Source organism: Ochrobactrum soli (assembly GCF_003664555.1).
GTDB classification, from domain to species: Bacteria; Pseudomonadota; Alphaproteobacteria; order Rhizobiales; family Rhizobiaceae; genus Brucella; species Brucella teleogrylli.
The window spans coordinates 1-25,639 of sequence record NZ_RCHH01000016.1; the positions used below are offsets into that span (position 1 = coordinate 1).

Genomic DNA, 25,639 nt, shown 5'->3' on the forward strand with positions numbered 1-25,639 from the left:
CTCCGGTTCCGTTCCCACCCCAACCACCGGGATCCTGAGTGGTTACACCATCACCGCCGATGTGACTGGAACCGCCGCCTTGGCCATTGCCGATCCCTCCGTCCCCGCTGCGCCCCGGCACACCAAGACCGCCGGACGCCCCACAGCCCGTAATATCGGTTACGCTGCATTCCTCGGCCCAGGACGGTACGATTCCAACTAAACTCATCAGTGCGACTTGCAACGGGAGAAGAGCGGTCAGTATGGCACTTGGCGCATAAGCGGTTGAGGCGAACCAAAACAACTTTCGTGAGCACTGTGAAGACTCCCCGCGCGCGGAAATATCTTTAGTGAAGTGCTGCCTCATTACTGCCCCCCCGATGCGCATTCAACCAATGTGCTGCAATTTTATATATCAGGAACAGCTTTATTGCCAACAGACGAAGCGCCATATGCAATATATTCATAGACGGGCTTCATCTAATAAGTAGATGACAGGCTATTGAGGCGATAAACGATGTTCTGTTTCTCATTATAGTAGTCGCGACGCGCGTCCACTACGCCGTTTGGCATTGTTGTAATAATCGGACGCCTGCTGCACGGAGCGATGCCGCGATTGTTCCATGGCTTCAGGAAGCGGAATACCACGATTGGCCGCTTCGGTGAGATAGCCGGAGCGGAGGCCGTGGGCGGAGAATTCCGCGGCATCAAGCCCTGCCATTTGCGCCCGCTGTTTGACGATCCGGTTGACGGCGCTCGGTTCAAGCGCGCGAGCGGACACATTGCCCCAGCGATCGACTTTTCGAAACACGCTGCCCTTGTCGATCCTGGCTGCTTCCAGCCAGCGGGCCAGGGCTTCGACGGGTCGGCCGGTCAGATAGACGATTTCATCGTGATCGGCACCACTGGTTTTGGTGCGCCCGAGATGGATACCAAGTGAGGGGAGGGGGCAACCGTCCTCATCGGTGACAGCGGGCTGTTTAACAAGCTGTTCTACACGCAAGCTAGCGACTTCGCTGCGCCTGCGCCCGCCCGAGGCAAAGGCCACCATCAGGATAGCCCGATCCCGTAAAGCCGTTAGATCCTCTCCGGAACAGGTTGCCAGCAGCTTGCCCAGAATATCGCCGGTAATGGCATTGGCACTCTTGCGGCTGCGTGGCCGGCTCAAGGCGCGCACCGCAAGCCGGATGGCCGATTTGACGGAAGGCGATGAAAACGCACCCTCCAGACCGCGCCAGCGGGTCAGCGTTGACCAGTTGGCGAGACGACGGCGCACCGTTGCTGGCGCATGCGGTCCCGACACGCGCAGAAAGCCTTGTTGGCGCAATTCCTCTTCCACGCCGACCGGCATGCCGTGATCAGGTTCGATCTCGCGTTGTTGTGGCCGCCACAAATGATGCGCAATGAATTTCAGGAGCAGGGCTTCGGGAGCCGGGAAGGGGAGGGGATTGCCGGTTGCAGCCATCGACCAGGCTTCAAGATAGGCCAGATCCGAGGTCAGCGCGCGCAGCGTGTTTTCACCCATGCCTTCATTGACCAAATGGCGCAGTGTCTCGACGTCCTCATCAGTCAGAACCTCGGCTAGCATGTCGCGCCGGTTCATCGGCAAAACGGCGGCGATTGTATCTAAAGTCTCGGTGCGTTTTTCAATCGAACCTGACGACGAGCTACTCATTTCGGCAGTCCGTTCTCGTCATATAGTTCATCGTGGTTCGAAGTCTGGTGCATGTTTGCAGGCCTTCCCTTAAGCGCCAGCGCCCAGACGACCGCGAACGGACACATAGGCGGCGAATACACCGATCTGGCAGTTCGTTATCTTGCCAGCCGAACCTGTATACTGACGGGCAACACCACATGATGTCTTGCCCTGCTTGAGGAAGCCTGTTTCGTCGATGACCAGGACCGCATCATCCGTGGCGAGGTTTTCTACGACATACTCTCGTACGATGATGCGCAGCTCATCTGCATCCCAGCGCCCGCGCCCCAGAATGGCTTGTTGCCGCCACGGACCGGAATCACCGGCCGCCTCAGCACGCATCCAACCAGTCGTCCGCCGCTCGTCACCCAGCAAACCGTCCAGGAAAAGGTTCGCAGAGGCTGCAACGCGCTCCTGCGTAAACAGTCCGCGCATACGAGCCTTCACGTCGCGCAACGATGATGGCATACTCTTCCTCCGTTACGCGCCATGGCAAACGTTTTGGACGGCTCGAGCGATCCTGGACAGCATGCTCTCCCCGCTTGCGCCATTTGCGCACTGTCTGATCACTGATGCCATAGCGTCTGGCGATGACACTTGCCGGCTCCGTTGATCGGGCGATCTCTGCTCGTACTGCTGGGGTCGTTCGTGCCTGAGGGTGGATTTGCATCATCTCAAAGGCCCTCGGTCATCATGGGTTCAAAACGCCAGGCATTTTCTACAATGGCCCCTCATAACTTATCCCAATGACGTTCCGCAACCAAACAGCAGGAAGTAATGACAACGCGACATTCGCTCTCAGGTCTACGGCCTGTTCTTCCCCTGCTGATCAATCAAGACTGCCTGCTGCCATCGGCTTGGCGCTTTGTCAGTGCGATGAACGCAGCCCCCCCAACAGCATGGGCGTTTCTTGCCCTCTAACAGTTCATCACAGGTTCGCTCAATACGACGCTGGCGCGTCTTTGGCTGTTTCGCATCATCCACCCAGCAGATGAATTCATTCCGTCCGAGCGGTGTTAGCCTTTCCCACAGCACGAAAACATTCGGATCCGATAGCAGGGCAGCCCGAAGATCCTCTCGTGCCTCGTGAACAGTACCGTGTGGAAAAGTGTTTGTCATGCAACCTCCAAATAATACGGCTCGTAGACCAAGCGACGGCGAGCCATTTGACCGCCGTCGTCACGTTACTTTTGTGTCCTGCGCCAATGTGTGTTCTACAACTGCGTTGGCGTGCCCGTGTCCCATTCCATGTTCGTTCTTCAGCATTGCGACGAGATTCTTGTGCTTTGACGGGAGACCCTTACGTACCAACTCCTGCCAATGGATGACGGGACGGCCGTACTTCTTTCAATTGAAGGGAAGTAGGAGGCCGGGCCCTTGACCGGTCCGTCGGGCATCAGTGAACCTACCCCATGTTGTCGGTAGCACCAAATATCGCCCGAATCGTTAATGAGCGCAACATGCTCCAAAGGGCAGCTTTCAGCAAAGTCTCACCATGAACTTGACGGCTGGCATGGGGTTGGAAACGGCCATAGATGCCATTCATGCTCCGGGTCGGCAATCTCTTGGGCTGTAACTGAAACCGAACTGACCGCTTCGGGCCTCTTAGCCGTCGGTGGATAATGCGCCCAATTTCAGTCATTACCGGAGCATTCTCTCGTTTTCCAAATCGGTGTTCCCCTTATCCTGCTTTCTACCGACGAAGGTGTGGAATGCAGCCTGCGAGAAGCGGAGCGGACTTCCTGTATCGCATGAGCCTGCTCCGCAATTTGGATTTGCGCGGCTTGTTGCCCAGCCGACGCAGACTTTCGTTATCGGGAAATTGGCGTTCGATAGACAGCTCCTGTTCCCCAGGTGCCAACCAGAAGATCACCATTCGTGGCACGGCCAAGCGCCACGGCGCTTCCTTCAAACCCCTCTACGACCACTTCGGAGCGGCCGTTGAAAGAAACCCTCCGGACCAGAGCTGCCCCGTTGTCGATAACAAAAACAGCATCGGGCCCATCGGATAGTATGCCTACGCCCGGCCGAGAAAAACTCTCTCCCAATTCCTGCATGGAGCCATCTGGAAGGATGCGTGTTACTCGCCCGCCATATTGTGAAGTTACCAGGCTGCCGTCTGCCATCTCGGTCACGCCAACGGGTAGTGACAAAGAGCGGGCGACGACGCGGGCCAATCCGTTCGACGGATCGATTGAGAGAATTTCGCCTGCGGCACGGTTTGCAACGAGCAACCGGCCTTCGGCAGAAAAAGCAATTCCAGTTGGAGTGGCCAGGTTCTCGGCAATGCGTGTATGACTTCCGTCTGGGTTGATGCGAACGATATAATCTCCAGAGTAGGAAGAGACGAATACGGTTCCTTCCGCATCGATAGCAATCCCGGCAGGAGAGGGGACGCCTCTCAAAACGGCCGAGCGCGTCCCATCCGCGGCAATCCGCTCAACCGTGCTATCGCCCCAGTTGGATACGTAGACTGTCCCGTCGGAATGGACAGCTATTCCGGTCGGGGCGTTGAACCCATCCCAGAGCTTTTCAGGTGTAGTGGGATTTGCGTATGCGGCGGTTGTAATCAAGGTTGGAAAGTCGGCAATGGGAGCGAAGGCGAGAACGCTGACCACTGCTAATGAACGTAGATGGGTCATCGTGCTGCTTCCCCCTTTTCGACGGAGAACCGGGCAGAAAACACTTCCTTGGCCGCAAACAGCCCATTGAGCGCCGCAGGAAAACCTGCATAGACGGCCATCTGCATCATGATCTCGGTGATTTCATTCTTGGTCAGTCCGACATTTAACCCCGCTTCGATATGAACTTTCAGTTGTGGGGTGGCCGTTCCCACCGCAGTCAGCGCTGCAATGGTGGCGATCTCGCGGGAGCGCAAATCAAGCCCGGGGCGGCTGTAAATATCACCAAACGAGAACTCGAAAACGTAATCTGCAAAGTCCGGCGCAATGTCAGCCAAAGCGGCAATGACATTGTGGCCAGCCTGGCCATCGATTTCAGCGAGCGCGCGCTTGCCGCGTTCCAGACGGCTTTCGTCGGGATTCGGGAGTTGATGCGTCATAGTCATTCATCCTCTGTTCGTTGCCAGCATATCCGGCAATCTTGGTATCGAGGACGACAAGGCAGGCTTGCAGTTTCGCCACATGTGCATGGACACGGTGGCGATGCTGTTCAAGCAACGCACCGCGTTCAGCTTCTGTGCCGACGCCACGCTCCCGCAAGGCTGCATAGTGCAGCATTTCCCGAATAGGCATTCCTGTCATTTTAAGACGGTCCAGAAATTCTATCCAGGTCAGGATCGATGCGTCGTAATCACGCTGGCCTGATTGATCTCTGTCAGCAAAAGGTAGCAGGCCGATCCGTTCATAATAACGGATGGTATAGGCCGACAGTCCTGAGCGCTTCGCCAACTCGCCAATCTTCATCGGAGCCCTTCTTTCGTCACGACGCAGAAGAAGCTAATTGTTAGAGTGTACTCTAAGTCAAGAGGCAAGTCGTCATTTATCATGCTCAATCGAGAAATTGGTCGGCTTTCGATTGGACAGGTGCCCAACGGCTATTCGTCTGTAAGCCATCGTGCGACCGTTCATGCTCCCGCTATGGCGATAGCCGAGAGAATTATGGCAAACAAGGTCGCAGCCGTAGGCCCCGCCTTGTCGATGACGAAGCCTGTTGCAACGGGTATCAAGCCTGCAGGAATGTAATCGCCGATGTTGAGAACATCATTCGCTTCAGCTCGATCATCGCCGGGGTGAAGACCGATCAGCGTCAGTCCAGCTAGCTGGCCAAGACCATGACTACAGCCTGCGTGAACTGTCGCACAAACGAGTGCGATCGGTTTCGAAAATGTAAGGGCCAAAACGTTCCAGTCATTGCGAGAACCGTTGCCGCCGCGTCCATCAGAAATACTGCGCGCACTGAAAGCCAGCAAGTTACATCCAACCATGGAGACCGATGGTGCATTTGTGTCATCGGTTCAAAATGAACCGATGACGGTGGCGAGCTTTAAAGCAGCCTGGATGCTCGCCCTCTACGCCGCTTGGCATTGTTGTAATAGTCGGACGCTTGCTGCACGGAGCGATGGCGCGATTGTTCCATGGCTTCAGGGAGCGGAATGCCACGATTGGCTGCCTCGGTGAGATAGCCGGAACGCAGGCCGTGGGCGGAGAACTCTGTGGCATCCAGCCCTGCCTTTTGCGCTCGTTGTTTGACGATCTGGTTGACGGCGCTGGGTTCGAGCGCTCGCGTGGACACATTGCCCCAGCGATCGACTTTTCGAAACCCGCTGCCCTTGTCGATCTTGGCTGCTTCCAGCCAGCGGGTGAGGGCTTCGACGGGCCGTCCGGTCAGATAGACGATTTCATCGTGATCGGCACCACTGGTTTTGGTGCGACCGAGGTGGATACCGAGCGAGGGGAGGGGAAGGCCGTCCTCATCGGTGACAGGCACCTGTTTGACAAGCTGTTCCACGCGCAAGCCAGCGACTTCGCTGCGACGACGCCCGCCTGAGGCAAAGGCTACCATCAGGATAGCACGATCCCGCAAAGCGGTTAGATCGTCGCCGGAACAGGTTGCCAGCAGCTTGCCCAGAATATCGCCGGTAATCGTATTGGTACTCTTGGGGCTGCGCGGCCTGTTCAGAGCGCGCACCGCAAGCCGGATGGCCGATTTGACGGAAGGCGATGAAAACGACCCTTCCAGCCCCCGCCAGCGGGTCAGCGTTGACCAGTTGGCGAGACGCTGGCGCACCGTTGCTGGCGCATGCGGTCCCGACACGCGCAGAAAGCCTTGTGGGCGCAATTCCCCTTCCACGTCGGCTGGCATGCCGTGATCAGGTTCGATCTCACGTTGCTGCGGCCGCCATAAGTGATGGGCGACGAATTTCAGGAGCAGGGCTTCCGGCGCCGGGAAGGGGAGGGGGCTACCGGTTGCGGCCTTCGACCAGGCTTCAAGATAGGCCAGATCCGAGGTCAAGGCGCGCAGCGTGTTTTCGCCCATGCCTTCATTGACCAGATGGCGCAGCGTCTCGACGTCCTCATCAGTCAGAACCTCGGCTAGCATGTCGCGCCGGTTCATCGGCAAAACGGCGGCAATCGTGTCCAACGTCTCTGCGCGCCGTTCGACCACGCTATTCATGACTTCCCCTCTTTTGCAGGGCCGCTTTTGCAGCCGTCGCTAGTTCGTGAAAAGTATCATTGGCCGATTCTATCGCTGTTTCTCCAATTTGTGAAACTAGCTGCTCCATGGTCGAGCGCCAGATACCGGTTGCCTCAATCATCAGTACACGACCGGTTTTTGTCAGGCGAAGACGTTTTCCTGACCGCCCGCGTCCGCCCTCAGCTTGGACCAGCCCGCGTGCCTCCAGGTTTTGAAGATTACGACTGATCGTCGTTGCATCAATATCAGCATCAAGAGCGAGACCAATGACCGTAACGCCTTCTGTGGCGCCGATGCCGGCAAGCAGACTGAATTGCTCGGCCGTCAAGTCGACAGATTTGAAACAGGCGCTGTAAAAGCGTGTCAGTGCGCGCGCTGTTGCACGGGCCTGAAAGGCAGGGCACCGCGCAGCAATTTCCTTCAGAAGATCCGGATCCAGTTTTTTCATATTGGTCTCTCGACAAGTCGCGACTATCTAAATACTGTATATACATGATTCTTTATCGCAACAACGGAGCGAAGCCTATGCCAGCCTATGTGCACATCAATTTGCGTATACTTGATACGGAGAAGCAAGCAGCGCTTGCGCCGCGTTTTCAAGCGGCTCTGCAAGACGCCGGAGGCCGCATATTGTATTTTGGCCGTGTTGCAGAGGTACTGGAGGGGGAAGACCAGCCTCTGCCGCTGGCCGGCGTCTTCGAATTTCCCACTCTTGCTCAAGCGCTCTCCTTCTACGATTCCGAGCAATATGCACCGATAAAAGCGGAACGACATGTTGCGCAGCAGGCACGCATGTTTGTCGTTGACGCATCCTAAGAGACGATGTGACTGGACGTGCCGCAAGGCGCCACGCAATCGCCCTTTACGGCTGGACTTGGCCTGACTTTCACAATGTCTGTCAACCAATTACGATACGACGGCGCACCGTTGCTGGTGCATGCAGTCCCGACGCGCGCAGAAAGCCATGGCTGCGCAATTCTGCTTCTACACCAGCTGGCATACCGTGATCAGGTTCGATCTCGCGCTGCTGCGGCCGCCACAAGTGATGCGCGACGAATTTCGGGAGCAGGGCTTCAGGCGCCGGGAAGGGAAGGGGGGGCTACCGATAGCGGCCATCGCCCAGGCTTCGAGATAGGCCAGATCCGAGGTGAGCGCACGCAACGTGTTTTCGCCCATGGCTTCATTGACCAGATGGCGCAGCGTTTCGACATCCTCATCGGTCAAAATGCCGGCCAGCATGTCGCGGCGGTCCATCGGCAAAACGGCGGCAATCGTATCGAGTGTTTCGGCGCGCCGTTCGATGGCGGAAACGGGCGATGTGGTCACGGGTCAAAACTCCCTGATTGGCCTGAAAGCGGGCTTTCAGCGGCGTATTGGCCATGACTTTCGCTGATTTGCGGCTTCAAATCCATAAGATTCGATAAGCGATACTTATCGGATGTTATCGGCCCAACCCGAAAGCATCGTCAGTGCCGGACATTAAATAATCGCTGGTGTCCGTTTGAGAATTTGTCTACCATATTTTCAATGCGTTACGAACTTGATGATTTGCCTCTCCGGACCCTGTTGTCGCCGCTGGCGCGCGCCGGTGCCGCTCTGACGCGTCTCGATGAGCGTCTTGCTCATTCTTCGGTCGGTCCAGGTCTGATCGAACGTCTCCATTTTGCCGATGCCTGCGCATCGCTGTGGCTCGACGGCGAACTGGTCGAGATGGAAGATCTCGTCCTGCATGGGGCAGCACGCGATATCCGCTCACCCAGCCACCAGCTCACCATTGCCCGCGACGTGTTGCAGACAAGGCGGCGCATTGCAGAGCAGGCGCCAGACTGGGCGCTGAGCCCGAACGGCTTGCGCAGCCTTCGGGTTGGCGGGCAGGCGGGGCGTGCATCCTCTTCTGGGGGTGACGGCATCCTCGCGCAGAGCGAAAACGCCGCGGTGCAAGATGCGGCGGTCGGTCGGCAGGGCGGGGAGGGGAGAAAAAATCGTCTGGATGTCGGGCTCGATCTGCCCGGCATCGATCTCGACGTCATTGACGCGGTGTTGGCGCGATCCGAAGACGTTCTGGCCAAAGCGAAACAGCCGCAACGGTTGCCGAGGAGGGAGGCCGACCCGCTGATCCGCGATCCCGACTGGGATGAAGAGGAACGGCTAGACGAATGGCGGGCGGTGTTACGTTCGATCAGCGATTTTCCGCCGGTTTTGCAGGCCATCCTGGCGCTCGATGCCTGGAACGAGCTCGCGGTTTTGCAGCGGGCACCGTGGCTGGGCCGCCTGCTGGCCGCCTCGTTGCTTCGCCGCGAAGGTCTGACAAGTCAGGCGCATCTGCTGGCCTTTAATATCGGCCTGAAAAGCGTCCGCGTCGAACGGCGCCGTCATCGCAATTTTGAAACCCGGCTCACCGCCAGTCTCGAGGGCCTGATGGCCGGGATCGAGCTCGGCTTCAGGGAGCATGACCGACTGCTGCTGGCGCGGCAGATGCTGGAACGGCGGCTTATGGGCCGGCGCGCCTCGTCGAACCTGCCGGGGCTCATCAAGCTGGTTCTGGCGAGGCCCCTGGTTTCGGCCGGGATGATCGCAGCCGAACTCGACATCACGCCCCGTGCCGCCCTTCGTCTCGTCGAGGAGCTCAGCCTGCGTGAAATGACGGGCAGGGGGCGGTTTCGGGCGTGGGGTTTGGTGTAGCAATTGATCGAACAGCGGTTCCGTTCATTGTTGCCGTTGTCACGCAGCGCAGGACTATCGAAGATTTGTCGGGAGCTTAACCTGACTAATGTCCTCACCTAGAGCAGATGCGTACTGCTCGCGTAGTTTCGTCGTATCATTCGGACCGAAGCCTAGGACGTGCGCAGCAATCTTACTAGTTATCCTCACTCGACCGGGGATTATTCGTTCTCCACCTACGTCGTATAAAAGATCGGCGTAAAGCTTCGATTTGAAGCTGACCGGCAGGCGGCTGACTTGTGCGATAGCCTCGTCAATGGTTTTGCCGCTCGCGACTATTTGGTTGATGGTTCTAAAAAATATTTCCAAGCCCACTGACCGATAAAGCATATTTAGCTTAGATTGTCGCTCGGACTTGAGAACTTTGGTCTGTTGGGCAGGTGACGCTTCAAAGTAGCTTTTCAAGCTCGGAATGCTACGGATGAAACTCTCAAAAAATCCGCAAGTTCTGAGGTAGTATTCTTCCAATTTTTCGTCTGTGGGGCGAACGTATTTGAGCGTCACCATTGTGGTTCTATCGAAATTATAAAGAACATAGCGCAGCATATACCCAACAAAATCGTATAACTTAATAATAGTTATGAAGTGTTCAAGGTCACTCGATGAAAGATTCGCCGATCCGTACTTTGCTAATACAACTTTATCCTTGCTAAAATACGGATGCTCCTCAACAAGGCGGCGGGTGATTAGCGCTGCTGTGTCACTCTCATCTAAAGCTATGAGATCAGACTTGCTAACATTCACTGAAGTCCTGTTCAAGGTTGTGAAAAGCTTTCTGGTCCTACGGCGCCCTTCATCGGTAACATGATGTGAGACAAAAATTACGCTGATCTTTTCTTCGCCGAGCTCTGGGTTTGCTGCGATTGCGCGTTTGATACCGGCTAGGCGGTGTTGTCCATCGAGTGGGAAGAGTTCCTCCTTGCCACTCAGCTGGAGGAGCCCAAAGGCATTTCCGATCCATTCCGGAATAGCGGAATTTGCCTTCGCGCCGGATGGTTGAATGTCAAAATCACGCCATTTTGGATCACCTCCGTAAACTGCGACAACCAGAGCATTGAAGAAGCGGTCGTTGTTAGTTAACAGATACTGACTGATATCCTTTGCTCTTCGTCCGTCTAAGGCGCGCTGGATCATATCGGACAGTTGTTTTCCGGGACGGATCTCGTTGATGCTCTCAGCATAGCTAATATATTGGTCAACGTCGGCGAGGCGCATGACAGTGTTGTAGTATTTCCAATCGCCAAGTTGAGCGAAGAGAGCTGGTACATCGAGCGGCGGTTTTTTTTTGCTAGTCATGCAAACGCCCTTCTTGCTTTACGCATTCTTACGTTGAAATCCTTGATATTAGCGACAGGCCATGCAGCCGTGATCAGCTCAGACTCGATCTTCTTTATATCGTGCACGGTTGGGTCGATCTCGGAAAAATAAAAATGAATATGGCCCTTATATCGTTCAAATAAGACAGCCAGCTTGGGGCGTGTCACAGTGCGGTATTCCTCTATGTACTCGGAATATCGTTTCCAAAAGGTACGATTTGGAGAGTTCGTCGCTCCGACTTCTCCTATGTAAAAAAGCCAAGCGCTCGGCGGAAGGCTTCGCATCGTAGGCTGCACTACGAACGCGTAGAGCCCTTGTGTCTTGGGTACTCTATCTTGACTAACAGGGTCGAACGGAAGTCGGCTCCATGTCAAACCGTAGTCGTCGGGGCACCTCTCCCAAAGCGCGGGGTAGTTTGTGACCGTCTCAGTATGCAGCTTGATTTCATCAGTGTCTTGAATGAAGCGGCGATGATCTGACTCAATTTCTGCCGCTGACAGCGTCTTGGCTTTTATAGCCACGTTACCCTCTCATAAATTCATGCCCTGGTTGAAAAACCATTGTTAGCTCGGCCTGCCAAATAAAATATTAAAAAATTCCGTGTAGTCAGTTAACTGAGTTGACCGTCCGAGTATATTAGGCGTTTTATCTGGTGAAGCTGGTTGGTGAAAATGGCAGAAGAAAACGCGTTGAGACTGGAAGCATATGCTCAAAACGCAGAAAGTTTTCGATCGCTTAATCAGCTGATGTGGCAGATCCCCCTCATTGCGATGACACTTACTGGCGGGTTGTGGTTCGGGGTTTCTAAGGCGGACTCCTCGCCACTTTTCCAGGTCTGCTTGCTGGGTTTGGCGGCGGCGGGAAATTTGGGCTTGCTAATCGTACTTCAGAGGCTACGGTACGTGATGCAGGAGTATCTCGGCTGGTTGAAAAGGTTCGATGCAGAAAGCCATGTCGATGTTCCTGGCGTTGGTTTTTTCACTCGGCCCTATACGGTTCGACGCACATTTCAGGTATTGCTTGCGTTGGCCGCAACTTCGAGTTTGACCCTCATGGTGGCATCTATTTACCAAGCAGGATGGCTGGGCGACACTAGCACTGATCGCGCTGTAGCTTTCTACGAGCGCCAAGCTAAAGACCTGGCCGAAGACTATGAACTCATACCTTTCGAACAGGCGCACCCGGTTTTGGTCAACGAGCTCGTCGGTAAGGAGGGCCGCGCAATCCTCGACGTTGGTGCAGGGACTGGGAGAGACGCGCATTGGATGGTAGCAAACGGGCACAGTGTTATAGCTGTGGAGCCAGCCGCCGCCTTTCGTGCGTTGGCAACCCGGCTTCATCCCACCTCTTCAGGCCGGTGGATCGATGACCGCCTGCCGAAGCTCGAAAAGCTCAAAATGGAGCGTTTCGACTGGATAGTTCTGAGCGCGGTCTGGATGCATATTCATCCCAAAGACCGACACGATGCGCTGGCGCGCTTGAAGAGCCTTCTGACGTCGGCCGGCAAAATTTACTTAACGCTACGTTTGGGGCCTCCCGATGCCGTCCGCGAAATCTATCCAGTCACCGTCGAAGAGCTTCGTGATCTTAGCAAGCCGCTTGGTCTGAAGGTCCAAGAATTCGGGGAGCGCGAAGATCTTCTCGGTAGAGAGGAAGTTAAATGGCGAACGGTGATTTTGTCACAATAGAACGTTGAAGGAATCGCTCAGCCTAGGCGTATTAAGTACCACCGAACGCTATCGGTGACACCCTTCTCCAACAACTCATGGCCGTCCGAGCTGGCCATGTGCGGTATATCGATGTCCGCAAGTGGGTCGGTGCACTCAACTCTAATGTACGAGCCTGACGGCAATTTGCGGGCCGCCTTACGAGTTCGAGTAACCGGGATTGGGCATCTGAGCCCTTTCATGTCGAGCAGATAGACAGTTTCGTTTTTCGGAATCATTAGCGCACCAAGGTTTCAACGTCAGCCAGCGATAGGAAGTATCCATGCGCTCGTGTTGCATCGGTACCTGACAACTTAACAATCATGTCACCCCGTCCCATTAAGTCTTGAGCGCCCGTCTCGTCGAGAATGATTTGGGACTCTGAGCTTTTTTGAACTGTGAGCGCAATTCTTGCAGTTACGTTGCTTCTGAGCTGCCCGCGGAATGTTTGTGCGTCTGGGCGCTGGGTAGCAAGGATTAGGTGTATGCCGGCTGCGCGAGCCAGCGTTGCCAGACGTACGAGTTGAGCTTCAGCGTCTCGATTCTGGGAAACGAGATCAGCAAGCTCGTCAACGCACGCTACGATAAACGGTATATTCAAACCTTTCTTTCTGGCCTCGGTAAAAGTGTTGACACCGAGTTCCCTCATACGTCGATAGCGATCGTCCATTTCAACGGCGAGGTCATCCAGCATGGTTCTACACTCCTCAATGCCAATCGCCATCCTATCACGCCAAAGGAATCGAGAGTTTGCATAAACACCGAATTCAACCTGCTTGGGGTCCATCAGGGCCAGTCGTAGTGTCGAAGGCGAGTGCTTTGTGATAAGCGAAACCAAAAGGGAATGTACACACACGCTCTTCCCTTTACCCGTAGCGCCGCCAACCAACACATGGGGCGCATTGGCCAGATCGAATTCAACTGGCTTACCAATGACATCCACTCCGGGGCTCACAATAAGACTTAGCCCATCGGATGGCACGACGCTAAGGGCTTCAAGCAAAGCTTGTTTCCCTTCAATACGCCATGTCGCTTGAGGTCGTGGGATATCGATTAGGACAGTTCGTGCTTCGTCGCCCGCACTCCAAGCTGGCATCTGTTGTTGAAGATTCATGGAGAGTGCAAGGCGTTCCAATCCGCGCTTCAGCTTGTCGAGTTGATTTACGTCGCGCAAGGTGACCTTGTATCGTGTTAGACGAGGGCCATGAATAATGCCTTTGACTTCTCCGTTGACACCAATTTCCGATAGACTTCGGACCAACTGCGCTGACAGGTCATCAGCGGGTGAAGCGTCCGGCGGAATACTTATGACAGTTGATATTCCGACCGAACGATCTGGCAAATCTGCCCGGCGTTTTACAAGAGTTCCGACGAAGTTATCAAAATCTTCGTTGCTGTTTTTCCAGTCCTCATAGAGCAAGCTAGCACCGCGGTGCCAATGCTGCCGTAGTTGGGTACGGAAGGTGTCCATACCGTCCGCGGTTACACTTCCATAGGTTTTTGCATGTGTAAGAACGAGGCCCACCCAAATGGCTACGTCCTCCTGAGTAAACAACGAAGAGGCAGGTATTTCCAGCCCCTTTGCATCGATTTGCTCATCGATAAAGCCGCCAAGAGATAACGACCGTCCAATCGCCAACCTTGCTACAGCGGCTTTGGTAGACAGGCCGAGCACCTCCATCAGACTTTTGGTCTGATTGTCTGCGTGTGCCGACGTACGGAAGCGTGCGGCCATGATTTGCTGAAGGCTCACACCGCTCATGCTACGTTCTCCAGGAAATACCGATCTTCGTGAGCGGTGGTCCTGCCAATGCCATCACCAACGTCAGAGTGCTCAAGAAGGTAAGTCTTGGACACATTGGCACGTATACGCTCAAAGAAACCACTGTCTATTTCTTCATCTTGACTTAGGAGAATCACTTGGCGATTTTTCTCGCCAGTCCAGTATTTAAGAATGTTCTGGCGATGCCTGCTGTCGAGACGGCCAAGGGGCGTATCCACAACGAGCGGAGCCTTCACACCCGACACACGGGCCAATCCGGCGATCAAAGCGGTAGCGAAAATTTGGTTTTCGCCTGCGGAGCGATCGAAGGAAAGTGGTTTTCCCGATTTACCGAGAATAGTCGTTGTACCGTCATCCTTAATTTCGATTTTCGATACCTGATCCTTGTGTGCCAATTGCTTGTACACAGCCGTCATGTTTGCGGCGAGTTCCTTGACCTTCAATGGAAAGAGGGCCGGTATGACCGCTTCAATGACCCTTCTTACGCGATCCGATCTCTCAATGATCGCGCGCGCCGGCGACGATTCATCGAGCTTCCTGCGCTCGCGCTCATAATCTGCTCGCTGAGACGAGACCTGCGCATCCAAGGCGACGAGACGGCGATCATCGGCACGGTACTCATCGTCCAGTGAGTTCATTTGATCTTGAACTGACTTAAGTTCTGCAGTCAAAGATGACAGCGTACCGTCACGATCTATGCCCTCCAAACGGGTGATTTTACGTCCGAGATCATCAACGCGATCGGACAATTCTGTTTCTGCTCGGAGTACGTCTTGAATCTCCTGATAACCCAGTGACATGCTTCCAAGAGTGGAGAGCACACGGTCTCGTTCACTCGAAGACAAATAGCCATGCTCGATCACTTCAGCGCAGCCGTCTGGTGCTGGATAGAATAGACTTGCCCACGCAGCATTCATTCGACTACGGATCGCTGCTAGTTGTTCTTCTGTCAATGGTGGATCAATTGCAGGATCAGACTGACTTTCGTAAGCAGATTTGAATTCAAGCTGACGAGGTTCAAGCGCGAGCTTTTCTGCCTCCCACTGGAACCAACGTTTTTCCTCTGTGAGTTGTTTTTCATAAAGTGTCACCAACTCCTTCGAAACGAGATGGAATGGCAAACGCACCGCCAGAAAGTCTTCTAATTTCCGATGTGTATCACGTAATTGTCCACGCACCTGTTCGCGTTGTTCGACGAGGTCTTTATACGTTGCCGTGTCACCACCTCCACCACCAGCTGTGGTAACCCGCTCAAGCAAAGATTGAAATTCACCGTCAAGTCGCGCCCGCCGCTGGCTGGCTTCCTCCAGTTTTTTTCTGAGTTCGGCTGCAATGCGCTCGTTTTCAGAAAGTTGGTTGAAGAGAAGCGAAAGCCGATCTTCATCAACATTCACCACAGTTTCACGTTTTGACCGTTCAAATTGTTTCAGTCGGTCCGCCAGATTGCGCAGCAACACGACACCAAGAAGCCCCTCAAGTCCTTGCTTAACCTGTTCGACTCGTCCTTGGTCGGCCAGTTTCTTCACCTCTTCACCATCAAAGAAAAAGAATGGTGCGACATGCGCAGGGACAAAAAACTCGTCTAAAGCTTCGGAGAGATGAAATGAATTCTTTCCATCAGATCGCGGGAGTTGGGGCACACCACGAAGAATTTCGCGATAAGTTGTTTCTTCATCGCTCCAATTACCGTTTGATCGGAAATACCATTTTCTAGCGATTTCAACCGCCTTACTTTTTGTCCGATGAATGACGACTTTGACCATCATCGTGTCACGACCGGCCCTCAGAGCTTCGCCGTTGAACGCCTTTTCTAAAAAAGTAGGATATCCCCGCGTCTCATCAGTTTTCAGACCCGCACGAGCAAGATGCGACATCGCATCTTTCCCGTACAGGCAGAGGTAGAGCGCCTCAAGGATTGAAGTCTTACCATACCCGTTCATACCACCGATCAAAACTACATTGCGCCCGTCGGTTGGTTCCGGAAATTCAAATTCCTGACGTTGATATGACTTGAAACATACCAGCTCAATCTTAGAAATCCACATCTGCTTGCGAGCCCGCCCTTAATCCATTCGCCCCAAGATCTCTTCGATCCGTTGATATATTCCCGCAGCGCGTTCTTGGTGTTGTCTGGCGCGTTGAAGGCCAACCAATTCAGCCAAAACATCGACAGGAACGTTGTTCGCTTCAGCAATCTCACTCAAAACTCGACTAGCTTCATCGTCCGCCCACAATGGCAAATCGTTTAATTGCGTTTCGTCATTGAAATCATCAGACATCGGCAATCCCCCCTTGAGCCTGTAATTCTTCGGCCCAATGACCATATATTAGCTTCAGCTCTTCTTCATTAATCAGTTGATCACCGAACTTCTCCTGGACCTCCAAGAGGTTCGCCAGTATTTCACGCCTCGCCTGAATAGTGAAAGGGCCGGGAATATGCTTGCCGTTCATATCGAAGGACAATTTTCCGTTTCGCCTAACTATTTGACGCATTCCAGGATTGTTCCGGATTGACCGCAGCCAATCGCGGAAGTCAATGAGTGGCTGGAATTGATGTTTTCCTGCATCTACGAAACCCTGCAAGCTCTTGTCTTTTTCGACAACTGTGCAGGTCCAACACCCAAACCGACTGTTCGATGTCCCACAGCCAGGTGCTTCATCCGCGCTGAGAACGACCGGACATTCGCCACCCTCTGAATCACGATAAAGCTTGATCAAAGACGAGTGATCGCCCCCCCAAGGCGCCGGATACGTACCGAGGATTTCCCAAACGTCGTCAATTCCTAGGTCAACGATTGGCCTATAGATCAGCGCACCTGGCAGTTTTTCGTGCGGAGCAAGATTCCCTCCGCGATTATTACGCCACTTATCGATTGAACGTTGGCGCGATTGGCTCTCATCTCGGCGCACGCCTAGAATAACAATCGCAGCTCCTGATTCTGAAACCTTGTCTTTTATGTAACCGCTCGTGGGTTGAATTTTTAGACGATCGGTACACCAACGCATCGTCATATTCGGACTGGGGTAACCCTTACCGATGAGAAGAACCCAAAAGGTTTTGTCTGGATCGGGGTGAGTTCGGGCTACGGTAACGGGAAGATCCAGACTCTCTGCGGCTTCGGCAATCCGCTTGCTGACCTGATCGAGGTGGCTGATTACGAGAGGAGACTCCACCATTGTGTCATTTGAAACAACGTGAATGGGGCGAGTGCGCTTAGACGGAGATATATCTAACAATGCGTCAAAAACTGCATGTGTTACAACAGTGCTGTCCTTGCCACCAGAGAAGCCAATAATCCAAGGATAGTTTTGTTGTTCAGAGAGGTACTCTCTCTTCACTTCGTCAACTATGGCTGACCAAGTTTCCTCGATCGAGTCCTCTTCCAGCCTTAGTGGAACAAATGCCATTGTCAGTGTTCTTTCGAAATGCGCGGTGAAAGTGGAAGCTCGGTTTGTGCGCCATCTTCATGTCGTGCGACAAATTCTGAGACTGCGCGACGGACAATCCATGCCGCCGATAAATTCATGTCGGCTGCAAGACGAGAAATCGCTGCGTGATCCTTTTCGTCCATGCTGACGCTGAGTCTAACCGGATGCTTTTGTCCTCTTGGTCTTGCCATGAATGCTCCCGCGCGAATTATAGCGTCAATTTGCACCACAAAACTTCAAAAAACAAGTTGGCCATACTGTCTCTGGGATTATTCCCCCCGGTTTCTCAAGTAAATTTTTTGAAGAATGGCTTACGATTCAGCAGTGATGCGGCATTGCAACAAGGGGCAAAAAATTCATTACTTTTGTGCAGGTTGGGCCGTGCTCAGCAGAACATCAAGTTGATTTCTTGCCATATGCTTTGTATGGACCGGCTGTTCGAAAGCCAACGAGGCTTTTTCTGGAAAGGGAGCACGACGATGCAAAACATCATCCTTCGCCCCGTTGGGGTTTCAGCCTAGTTCAGTCTTTACTGACGGATGCTGATTGAGCTGTTGGTTACGCCAGCAGACGATATCCCATATCCAGAGTTTATATCATGGGCATTCAAACTGGGAGCTTCGGCTCCATCAACGCCGGAGGACATTCTCCGGCAACTATTCGTCGTTTTTATTCCGAGCAAAGTTGGGTTGAGGGTGAATCCCTTCGACAGCTTGAAGAAATGTCAAGTCTTGATGGAGCAAAGGCACTTGCTGCTTTTCCCGATTTGCATCCGGGAAAATACGGAGCAACGGGCGTTGCACTTCTTTCACATCGCCTGCATCCGCTGTTGATCGGCAACGATATCGGTTGCGGGATGGCGTTATTCGCACTCGATTTGCCATTGCGTAAGCTACGCATCGATAAGGCTGAACAGCGACTACGGGAACTGGAATACCAGCAAATCCGCGATCCAGGGGACGCGCTATCTGCTCACGGCCTTCCGCACGATTTCTTCGCGGAAGCCTTGGGAACGATTGGCGGCGGTAATCACTTTTGCGAATTGCAAGCTGTCGATCAGGTTTCCGGATCATCCTCGGCAAATTTGATCGACGATCAATGCTTGTATCTTCTCGTTCATTCGGGTTCTCGCGGCGTGGGAGCTGCGGTATTTGCAGAATTCCTCGCCACTATCGAAAAACCGAACGTTGGAATTGAGATAGACGATCCGTTTGCTACGCGATGGATGGCAATGCATGATCGATGTGTCGCCTGGGCAACACTGAACCGCCACTTGATTGCGGAACGCGCTGCACGAGCACTACGGGCGGATTTTAGCCTCGTAGCAGACGTGCCGCATAATCTGGTGCGCGTTCGGTCGGAGGGGATTGTGCACCACAAAGGTGCGGCAGCGGTTGAGAGCGGCGATCTCGTTCCAATTGCCGGATCGAGAGCAAGCCTCAGTTACATCGTGAGGGCTCGAGAAGAAGTGCATCAGTCTCTCGGCGCAGTTTCTCACGGAGCGGGGCGTAAATATGATCGGGCAAGCATGCACGGCCGTGTCGGCACTTCACGTTCACATCGAGAGCAATTGGCACGCAACGATTGGGGTGGGCGCGCAATCTGCGATGACCGCTCACTCCTCATTGAAGAAGCTGCCTCCGCCTATAAAGACTGCGGCCAGGTTGTGACGGATCTGGAGGCACATCAGTTGGTAGAACGTGTTGCAGCTTTGCGCCCGCTTGTTACTTACAAGAAAGCCGTCGGCCAACCGGAATATTCTCGCGAAAAATCTGACAAGCGGAACAAGAGGGAGATGCGCAATGAAAAGCGTTGATCTACTTATATCTTCGGGAAGCGGGCCTGCTGAATGCCGTATTGCAGTCGGACGCTTCATCGACATCCTTTCTAAAGAGGCGCAAGATCGCGATTGCCTGCTCGACGTTACAGCAGAAATTGCGTCCGATAAGCATGGCCCTAAATCCGCTTTGGTGACTCTCGAGGGAGAAGCGGCTGACCAGATTGCGCAAGAATTTTGCGGAACAATAAGGTTGGTGTTCAAAAGCCCTGTTCGACCGCAGCATAAGCGACAGAACTGGTTCATATCAGTGAGCCGGATCGCGCAGCCAGGAATTGATGAGATCGTCATTCTGCCAAATGACGTTCGATTTGAAACTTTGCGAGCTGGCGGGCCAGGCGGTCAGCACCAGAACACAACCGACAGTGCCGTACGTGTTGTCCATATTCCAACGGGTATCCAGTTAATCGCCCGCAATGAGCGATCTCAGCATCGAAACAAGGCAACGGCGCTAGAACGTCTTGGAATGGTCCTGAAGCATCTCCAGGAGGACAAAATTGAAGAGGCCAAGGCCGCACGTCATCTTGAAAACCGTAACATGGAACGCGGAAATGAGGTGAAGAGCTATCGCTTGTGATCGATGTAAAAGAATGGCCCGGATATCCGGGCCATTCTCGTTATTCAGACTTCTGTGAGCCCTTTTTCTTGTTACGCCAGGGTGCGTTCTTCTGCCAGTCGCCGGCCATGATCGAGCCATAGGGAATGACCTCATCGACAATCTCGGCCAGTCCGTATTCACTGATCTGCGCCTTGACCTGAGCGGCGTTCTTGTAAGCGCCGGGCAGTTCCGAAACGTCGGCGTTACCGCTGAAGAAACGAACATCAAGCCCGCTCGTTTCCTTTGCCAGAATATCGGCAATGTTGTTCGGGCTCAGTCCGCGTGAATCTGATCCATATTCCGCAGCCAGCTGTCGAAGGTGTGCGGTTCTGGAGAAATTACGTCCCGCACCGTGCGGCGAGAAGCCAAGACCGTGCGCTGCATTCGAACCCCGTACGATCAGGATCGGTTCCGCCATGTTGAGCGGAATGATCGTAAGGTCTGTTGCATCGTCCGCCCATCCGTCGAAGGCCGGTGTTGCGCCTTTGCCGTGATAAAAGAGACCGTCAGACTTCCGGAAGACGAAATTGTGCTCGTTCCAGAAACGGTCGGCAACTTTCGCTCCGAGTCTGGACACAGCCATGTCGTGAATGGCGAAATGGTTCTCTTTTGTCCACTGACGGACAATCTGGAGCGCCTTCCAGTAATGTTCTCCTTCTTCGCTTTCGGCTGGAATCCAGGCATTCTGCTTTAAGGTTTCCGGCGAAAGCACCTCGCGGAAGCGATTGGCGACTTTCATGCCCCGGTCGTAGAGCCGGGCGCCGGGCGCACGCGAACCATGATGGGTAACGAGCGCCGTTTCTCCCGTTGACTTCATCTGCCCGACATAAGCGAAATGATTGCCGTCACCCTGCGTCGCATAATGTTCAACAGCGACACTTGCAATTTGGTTCAGATATGGGTTCGCCTCGATAGCTGTAAGCGTTGCATCGGATGGCTTGAGTTGAGCGCCACGAGGACGTCCGCCTGGCCCGAAATGCGTCACAGCATGAACTGCATCAAGCAGTTCGTGCGGCGCTACCCCTGGAAGAATGGAGATCGCCATCGAACAGCAAATATCAGCCGAGTGCATACCTGGATGAATTGCTTCAGAAGCGACGACACCCCCAACCGGGATCGTACCGATCGGCCCGGATGGGCAGGCGTCGGGCATGATCGCGGCCGCGCGAATACCGGGCGTGCGCGAGAGTTCACGCATGGTTGCGCGCACATTTTCGACGTTTGCCTGTTCCGCAGCACTTTCAGCCCGGATATTCATGTGAATATCGATATCGCCGGCTCCCTTCAGCGGTAGTTTCGGCGCGGGTTGATACGCCATCGCAGCCGCAAGTGCCGCCTCGCGCGATCCGCCGTCACGCAGAACGTCATTTCCGGCATCGAGTGCGTCACGAAACCATCTACCCTGCAGTAATCCTGCATCGATCAGATCCTGGCCGCTGAGTTTCTCAACCATTGTCTTTCCTGCTTTTGCAGTCCTTCTCAATTGTCATCGTTTCTAAAATTGATCCTTCACCGAGGTGAGGGGCATGTCTTGCATTTTGCGAAAATGCATTTGTGAAGACGGACAGCGGCGACAACGATGGGCGAAACTAGGATGGCCCCGCTCGTGCCAGAGAGCGTGTTGCAAAGGAGGAGTCGAACCTGCCAGACCACCCAAAGATGTGCTGTAGTTCCACCCGGCATTCGCAACTGCCCGTCTTTGATCTGGCGACAAATTTTTGAGAAACCGTCTCTCTTGCGAGAGTGCAGAATTTGAATCTGCTTGCCTTGCGGCTTTACCAATGTAGTTCCTCAGGCATTCGCCAGATATCTAGATTGTCTGCAACGACAAGAATTGGTGAAACGCCTGCTCTACCGCTGAGCTACGGGTCCATAGAAAAGGAGAACCCGGCAGGATTCGAACCTGCGACCTGGAGAGTAACGATCTGTAGTTTCGACCGGCATTCGTTGCAGTAGCTCGCGCCGGAAAACCGGCGCGAGTATTCTCTTTATTGAAGCTCGATAGCCTCGATCTTTTGCAGCCAAGCCTCAGGGCCACTTTCGCCATTGGCAAAAGCTGCAATCACCTCGAAGACGGCATCAGAAAAACCGCCTATGTTGAGCACATCGTTTCGACTTTGCGCCTGCGTCGTTTGGTATGGCTGGATATCGAGACATACCAGCTTTGCAGCCGGATTGAGCCTTTTTATCCGCGCCCATTCCCGCATCTTTGTTGACGGGCTGCCATAATACGACTGCTCTACCCAGGACTGGTTATCCGAGATGAACACCACCAGGTCGACCTTTGTCCGCTCATTGGCAAGTTTCGCCAGAGGTGCAGCGCAGTTGGTGCCGCCACCGCCGATGCTTGCCAGTTTCTCGGCATTGGTCATGACCGAGTCACGACGGTTCAGCCGAACATCGACAACGTCATATTCGAACGGCATCACTCGAGCATTCGGGTTTCGCTGCAGGAACGCGGCAGTCATCAGGCCGGCCACGTCGATGCATCGAACGACCGAAGTCGCCCCCTTGCGATAACCGGTGACGCTCGAGCCCATCGAACCGGAAACGTCCGGGCAAAGAACCACCCGCCCGGCCAGCGCCGGCACATTGGCCAGAGCTGCCTCCATTGCCTGTTGAAGCGCATCGCGAACCTCTTCCGGTACCGCCTCCGACGCCGCTTTCCACGTTGTCATCAACTGATACGGAAAAACTCTGGCTTTTCGTACGGCTTCAGGATCCGAAAGACGGCTAGCAACTTCCGTTGTCATCCCCTTGACTTCGAATACACCCTTGCGTGCAAAGGTATTCAGATTCTGGCGAACCATCTGCCAGCTTCCGTTTCGTGCGATCTCGACCCAATGCTCGCGTGTCAGCGGCAGCGAGGTCAGGAGCTGAAACGGAACGTCCGGCACTGGTTTCGACAAATCGCGCCGAAACTCTTCCAGAGATTTCACTTCGACGGGCAGCGCTGCGTAGTCGTATGGTTTGCCGACAATCCAGGCGTAAAACGCTTTGCGTTCTTCGGTTGCCGGTTTCGGATGAACCATTTTGACGACATCCGCGAGAGACGGGTCGCTAGCGACCATGGCGTTGAGAAGCTGGCGCGTGCTGGCCGCTTCGAGCCATGCCTGCACCATTTTCTTTGGCCTTGTTCCAAGCGATTTGCGTCCCATTGCGCCTGAGCGCATGACCTGCACGAAGCCGCGCAGCATCTTGCCGCTCTTCACTGCCTGCGGGAATGCAGCAGCAAATGCATTGCTTTGGAGGGTCGAAAGGAGTGCCAGCAGCGTGACCGGCATGTCTTTCATAAAACCCTTTTGCGCGGCATAAACTGCAAGTCTGGCCAGAAATTCTGGCTCGACCTGGGAACTGAGTTCGTGCAGGGCATTGGCTTGCGTTTCGCCATCAGCATAAAACGTTCCGTTGAAAGTCCCGGTAACTGCGAGTTGAGCCAGGGCTTCTTTCGGTGTCAGCTTATATGCCGGGGCGCCAGCTTCATTCACCGTGTTTGTCGATGGAAGCAGCTTGCCCAGATAAGTTTTGAAGATTGCCTTGTTCACCATGGCATCACCTTTTTGAATGTTCGTTGCCCTTTACATTTCAAGAAGCGTGCCAGTTTAGCGTTCTGCATAAAAAATCCCTGAGAAAATTCATAACCTGCTGAGAAAACAGAGAAATAAAAATCGAAATAATACGGCGAGGAATTATTGAGGAAAGAACCGGTGCGGGATACTCTATCCATTAATAGAAACATTTATATAAAAAGATAAGATGAAAAAACGAGTCGCCTTCAGCATTCTCGGCACAACCCTTGATGTGGGCAAGTGGGACAAACGATGGTCGCGCTGGAGGCCGAATGTTGCGCTTTGCCAGCAGCAGGGCCTTTTCATTGATCGTGTTGAACTGTTGCACGATAATCATTCCGAAACGCTGGCAAAGCGCATTATAGGCGATATCGGCACGGTATCACCGGCAACAGAAATCAACTGCAACATCGTCAATTATACCAACGCCTGGGATTTCTCGGAGGTCTATACCAAGCTTCGCGATTTCGCCCGCGATTATCCTTTCGATCCGGATGCTGAAGATTATCTGGTGAACATCACCACTGGCACACACGTCGCGCAGATATGCTGGTTCCTGCTGACCGAAGCGCGCATCATTCCGGCACGCCTTTTGCAGCTTTCCCCGCCGCGCTATAAAGACGCCGATCCTGATGCAGAAATTGATGTTGCTGGCACGCATAGCATCATCGATCTCGATCTCTCTCGCTATGATGAGATCGCAAAACGCTTTGCATCTGAACGGGAGGATGCGGCAACTTTCCTGAAATCGGGGATCGTTACACGCAATCAGGCCTTCAATCGGATGATCGATCAGATCGAGCGTGTGGTTATCCGCTCTACTGCGCCTGTATTGCTGACAGGCCCAACAGGTGCGGGTAAATCGCAACTGGCGCGTCGCATCTATGATCTGAGAAAGGCCCAGCACAAAGTCACCGGCCCTTTTGTAGAGGTCAATTGCGCAACCTTGCGGGGTGATCAGGCCATGTCCACATTGTTTGGCCATGCAAAAGGTGCGTTCACCGGAGCCATAGGAGAACGCGCCGGCCTTCTCAAATCGGCAGACAAGGGCGTCTTGTTTCTCGATGAGATTGGCGATCTTGGTCTTGATGAACAGGCGATGTGTCTGAGAGCCATTGAAGACAAACGGTTTCTGCCCGTCGGCTCGGACAAGGAGACCTCCGCAGAGTTTCAGCTGATCGCCGGCACCAATCGTGATCTGGGCGACGATGTTCAGGCCGGGCGTTTCCGCGAGGATCTCTATGCCCGTCTCAATCTCTGGACGTTTGAATTGCCAGCCTTGCGCGAACGTCCCGAGGACATCGAACCGAATGTCGACTTTGAGCTAAAACGCTATCTGGAAAGGGAAGGGCAGAACGTAACCTTCAATAAGGAAGCCCGCCAATATTATCTTGACTACGCGACAGGTCCCCAAGGTCAGTGGCATGCCAATTTCCGTGATCTTTCTGCCTCGATTACACGCATGGCCACTCTCGCGCCACAGGGACGTATTACGGCAGATGAGGTCAAAGAGGAAATTGCCAGGCTCTCACGACTATGGCGGTCAAAAGCGAGCGAAAATGCCGATCACGAGACTATTGAAATGGTGATGGGGAAAGCTGGCGCCAACAGGCTTGACCTTTTCGACAAGGTGCAACTCTCCGCGGTTTTGAAAGCCTGCGGGGAGAGCCAATCGGCGAGTGCGGCCGGCCGTGTTCTCTTTGCGCAATCGCGGCAGGAGAAGAAAAGCGCCAACGATGCAGATCGCCTGATCAAGTATCTGGCGAAGTTCGGCTTGAGCTTCGATGAAGTGAGAGAGCGGCTGCGTGCAGCACCGCTCCCATAAGACGACAAATGTCAGGCGCGGT

24 protein-coding genes and 5 pseudogenes are annotated in these 25,639 nt (G+C 54.0%); 6 read left to right on the forward strand and 23 right to left on the reverse strand.

Annotated features, from left to right (window positions below; genetic code table 11):
• The 12 genes and pseudogenes from D8666_RS24375 to D8666_RS19800 all read right to left on the reverse strand — a co-directional run.
• Positions 1–208 (reverse strand): annotated as a pseudogene (locus D8666_RS24375) (hypothetical protein); the annotation flags it as partial.
• A gap of 303 nt (positions 209–511) precedes the next feature.
• A complete protein-coding gene (locus tag D8666_RS19745) occupies positions 512–1,654 on the reverse strand; it encodes a site-specific integrase (protein WP_121539125.1) in 1,143 nt (380 codons plus the stop codon).
• A gap of 90 nt (positions 1,655–1,744) precedes the next feature.
• Positions 1,745–2,143 (reverse strand): annotated as a pseudogene (locus D8666_RS19755) (transposase); the annotation flags it as partial.
• Positions 2,139–2,348: pseudogene (locus D8666_RS19760) on the reverse strand (helix-turn-helix domain-containing protein); the annotation flags it as partial. The pseudogenes D8666_RS19755 and D8666_RS19760, both read right to left, overlap by 5 nt.
• Before the next feature lie 131 nt (positions 2,349–2,479).
• Positions 2,480–2,794, reverse strand: a complete 315-nt coding sequence (locus D8666_RS19765) for a YdeI/OmpD-associated family protein (RefSeq protein WP_109366379.1) — start codon at positions 2,792–2,794, stop codon at positions 2,480–2,482.
• A 60-nt stretch (positions 2,795–2,854) separates the two neighbouring features.
• Positions 2,855–3,072 (reverse strand): annotated as a pseudogene (locus tag D8666_RS19770) (DUF4287 domain-containing protein).
• Positions 3,073–3,486: 414 nt separating this feature from the next.
• Positions 3,487–4,317, reverse strand: coding sequence for a virginiamycin B lyase family protein (locus D8666_RS19775; RefSeq protein WP_121539126.1), 831 nt, complete (start codon positions 4,315–4,317; stop codon positions 3,487–3,489).
• Positions 4,314–4,736: a carboxymuconolactone decarboxylase family protein gene (locus tag D8666_RS19780; protein WP_121539127.1), complete on the reverse strand. Its 423-nt coding sequence runs from the start codon at positions 4,734–4,736 to the stop codon at positions 4,314–4,316. Before D8666_RS19780 ends, D8666_RS19775 begins: the two co-directional genes overlap by 4 nt.
• Positions 4,672–5,100, reverse strand: a complete 429-nt coding sequence (locus D8666_RS19785; protein WP_121539128.1) for a MerR family transcriptional regulator — start codon at positions 5,098–5,100, stop codon at positions 4,672–4,674. The genes D8666_RS19780 and D8666_RS19785 overlap by 65 nt, the downstream gene beginning before the upstream one ends.
• A 161-nt stretch (positions 5,101–5,261) precedes the next feature.
• Positions 5,262–5,606 (reverse strand): hypothetical protein, encoded by a 345-nt coding sequence (locus tag D8666_RS19790; RefSeq protein WP_121539129.1) that lies wholly within the window; start codon positions 5,604–5,606, stop codon positions 5,262–5,264.
• Between the two features lie 74 nt (positions 5,607–5,680).
• The gene (locus D8666_RS19795; RefSeq protein WP_121539130.1) at positions 5,681–6,811 is read right to left on the reverse strand and encodes a site-specific integrase; all 1,131 of its coding nucleotides are present in this window, start codon (positions 6,809–6,811) and stop codon (positions 5,681–5,683) included.
• The gene (locus tag D8666_RS19800; protein WP_109366373.1) at positions 6,804–7,280 is read right to left on the reverse strand and encodes a MarR family winged helix-turn-helix transcriptional regulator; all 477 of its coding nucleotides are present in this window, start codon (positions 7,278–7,280) and stop codon (positions 6,804–6,806) included. Before D8666_RS19800 ends, D8666_RS19795 begins: the two co-directional genes overlap by 8 nt.
• Before the next feature lie 77 nt (positions 7,281–7,357).
• Between D8666_RS19800 and D8666_RS19805 the strand changes: the two genes are divergently transcribed.
• The gene (locus D8666_RS19805; RefSeq protein ID WP_109366372.1) at positions 7,358–7,648 is read left to right on the forward strand and encodes a DUF1330 domain-containing protein; all 291 of its coding nucleotides are present in this window, start codon (positions 7,358–7,360) and stop codon (positions 7,646–7,648) included.
• Positions 7,649–7,742: 94 nt separating this feature from the next.
• On the opposite strand, the pseudogene D8666_RS19810 reads toward D8666_RS19805, so the two are convergent.
• A pseudogene (locus D8666_RS19810) lies at positions 7,743–8,086 on the reverse strand (integrase); the annotation flags it as partial.
• A gap of 264 nt (positions 8,087–8,350) precedes the next feature.
• Between D8666_RS19810 and D8666_RS19815 the strand changes: the two are divergent.
• Positions 8,351–9,514 carry an RHE_PE00001 family protein gene (locus D8666_RS19815; protein WP_121539192.1) on the forward strand — a complete coding sequence of 388 codons (1,164 nt, stop codon included), beginning with the start codon at positions 8,351–8,353 and terminating at the stop codon, positions 9,512–9,514.
• Between the two features lie 54 nt (positions 9,515–9,568).
• On the opposite strand, the gene D8666_RS19820 is transcribed toward D8666_RS19815, so the two are convergent.
• Positions 9,569–10,849, reverse strand: a complete 1,281-nt coding sequence (locus tag D8666_RS19820; protein WP_121539131.1) for a DNA sulfur modification protein DndB — start codon at positions 10,847–10,849, stop codon at positions 9,569–9,571.
• Positions 10,846–11,391, reverse strand: a complete 546-nt coding sequence (locus tag D8666_RS19825; RefSeq protein ID WP_121539132.1) for a hypothetical protein — start codon at positions 11,389–11,391, stop codon at positions 10,846–10,848. The genes D8666_RS19820 and D8666_RS19825 overlap by 4 nt, the downstream gene beginning before the upstream one ends.
• A gap of 150 nt (positions 11,392–11,541) precedes the next feature.
• Here D8666_RS19825 and D8666_RS19830 point away from each other — a divergent pair, with 150 nt between their 5' ends.
• Positions 11,542–12,558, forward strand: a complete 1,017-nt coding sequence (locus tag D8666_RS19830; RefSeq protein WP_121539133.1) for a class I SAM-dependent methyltransferase — start codon at positions 11,542–11,544, stop codon at positions 12,556–12,558.
• A gap of 17 nt (positions 12,559–12,575) precedes the next feature.
• Here D8666_RS19830 and D8666_RS19835 read toward each other — a convergent pair whose 3' ends face one another.
• From D8666_RS19835 to D8666_RS19860, 6 genes are read right to left on the reverse strand one after another with little or no spacing between them, the layout of a single operon-like run.
• Complete coding sequence (locus tag D8666_RS19835; RefSeq protein ID WP_121539134.1) at positions 12,576–12,815, reverse strand: sulfurtransferase TusA family protein; 240 nt, start codon at positions 12,813–12,815, stop codon at positions 12,576–12,578.
• Positions 12,815–14,338, reverse strand: a complete 1,524-nt coding sequence (locus D8666_RS19840) for a DNA translocase FtsK (protein ID WP_121539135.1) — start codon at positions 14,336–14,338, stop codon at positions 12,815–12,817. Before D8666_RS19840 ends, D8666_RS19835 begins: the two co-directional genes overlap by 1 nt.
• Positions 14,335–16,404 (reverse strand): DNA sulfur modification protein DndD, encoded by a 2,070-nt coding sequence (dndD, locus tag D8666_RS19845; protein ID WP_121539136.1) that lies wholly within the window; start codon positions 16,402–16,404, stop codon positions 14,335–14,337. The genes D8666_RS19840 and dndD overlap by 4 nt, the downstream gene beginning before the upstream one ends.
• A gap of 18 nt (positions 16,405–16,422) precedes the next feature.
• Positions 16,423–16,638, reverse strand: a complete 216-nt coding sequence (locus D8666_RS19850) for a DNA modification system-associated small protein (protein WP_121539137.1) — start codon at positions 16,636–16,638, stop codon at positions 16,423–16,425.
• The gene (gene dndC / locus D8666_RS19855; RefSeq protein WP_121539138.1) at positions 16,631–17,767 is read right to left on the reverse strand and encodes a DNA phosphorothioation system sulfurtransferase DndC; all 1,137 of its coding nucleotides are present in this window, start codon (positions 17,765–17,767) and stop codon (positions 16,631–16,633) included. The genes D8666_RS19850 and dndC overlap by 8 nt, the downstream gene beginning before the upstream one ends.
• 2 nt (positions 17,768–17,769) lie before the next feature.
• Positions 17,770–17,979: a ribbon-helix-helix protein, CopG family gene (locus D8666_RS19860; protein ID WP_121539139.1), complete on the reverse strand. Its 210-nt coding sequence runs from the start codon at positions 17,977–17,979 to the stop codon at positions 17,770–17,772.
• A 407-nt stretch (positions 17,980–18,386) separates the two neighbouring features.
• On the opposite strand from D8666_RS19860, the gene D8666_RS19865 reads away from it, so the two are divergent.
• A complete protein-coding gene (locus tag D8666_RS19865; protein ID WP_121539140.1) occupies positions 18,387–19,604 on the forward strand; it encodes an RNA ligase RtcB family protein in 1,218 nt (405 codons plus the stop codon).
• Entirely contained in the window at positions 19,591–20,202 is a 612-nt protein-coding gene (prfH, locus tag D8666_RS19870) for a peptide chain release factor H (RefSeq protein WP_121539141.1), read from the forward strand. Before D8666_RS19865 ends, prfH begins: the two co-directional genes overlap by 14 nt.
• Before the next feature lie 40 nt (positions 20,203–20,242).
• On the opposite strand, the gene D8666_RS19875 is transcribed toward prfH, so the two are convergent.
• A complete protein-coding gene (locus D8666_RS19875) occupies positions 20,243–21,676 on the reverse strand; it encodes an RtcB family protein (protein WP_121539142.1) in 1,434 nt (477 codons plus the stop codon).
• A gap of 535 nt (positions 21,677–22,211) precedes the next feature.
• Positions 22,212–23,771 (reverse strand): TROVE domain-containing protein, encoded by a 1,560-nt coding sequence (locus D8666_RS19880; protein ID WP_121539143.1) that lies wholly within the window; start codon positions 23,769–23,771, stop codon positions 22,212–22,214.
• Between the two features lie 208 nt (positions 23,772–23,979).
• On the opposite strand from D8666_RS19880, the gene rtcR reads away from it, so the two are divergent.
• Positions 23,980–25,617, forward strand: a complete 1,638-nt coding sequence (gene rtcR / locus D8666_RS19885) for an RNA repair transcriptional activator RtcR (RefSeq protein WP_121539144.1) — start codon at positions 23,980–23,982, stop codon at positions 25,615–25,617.
• The last annotated feature ends 22 nt before the right edge of the window (positions 25,618–25,639 follow it).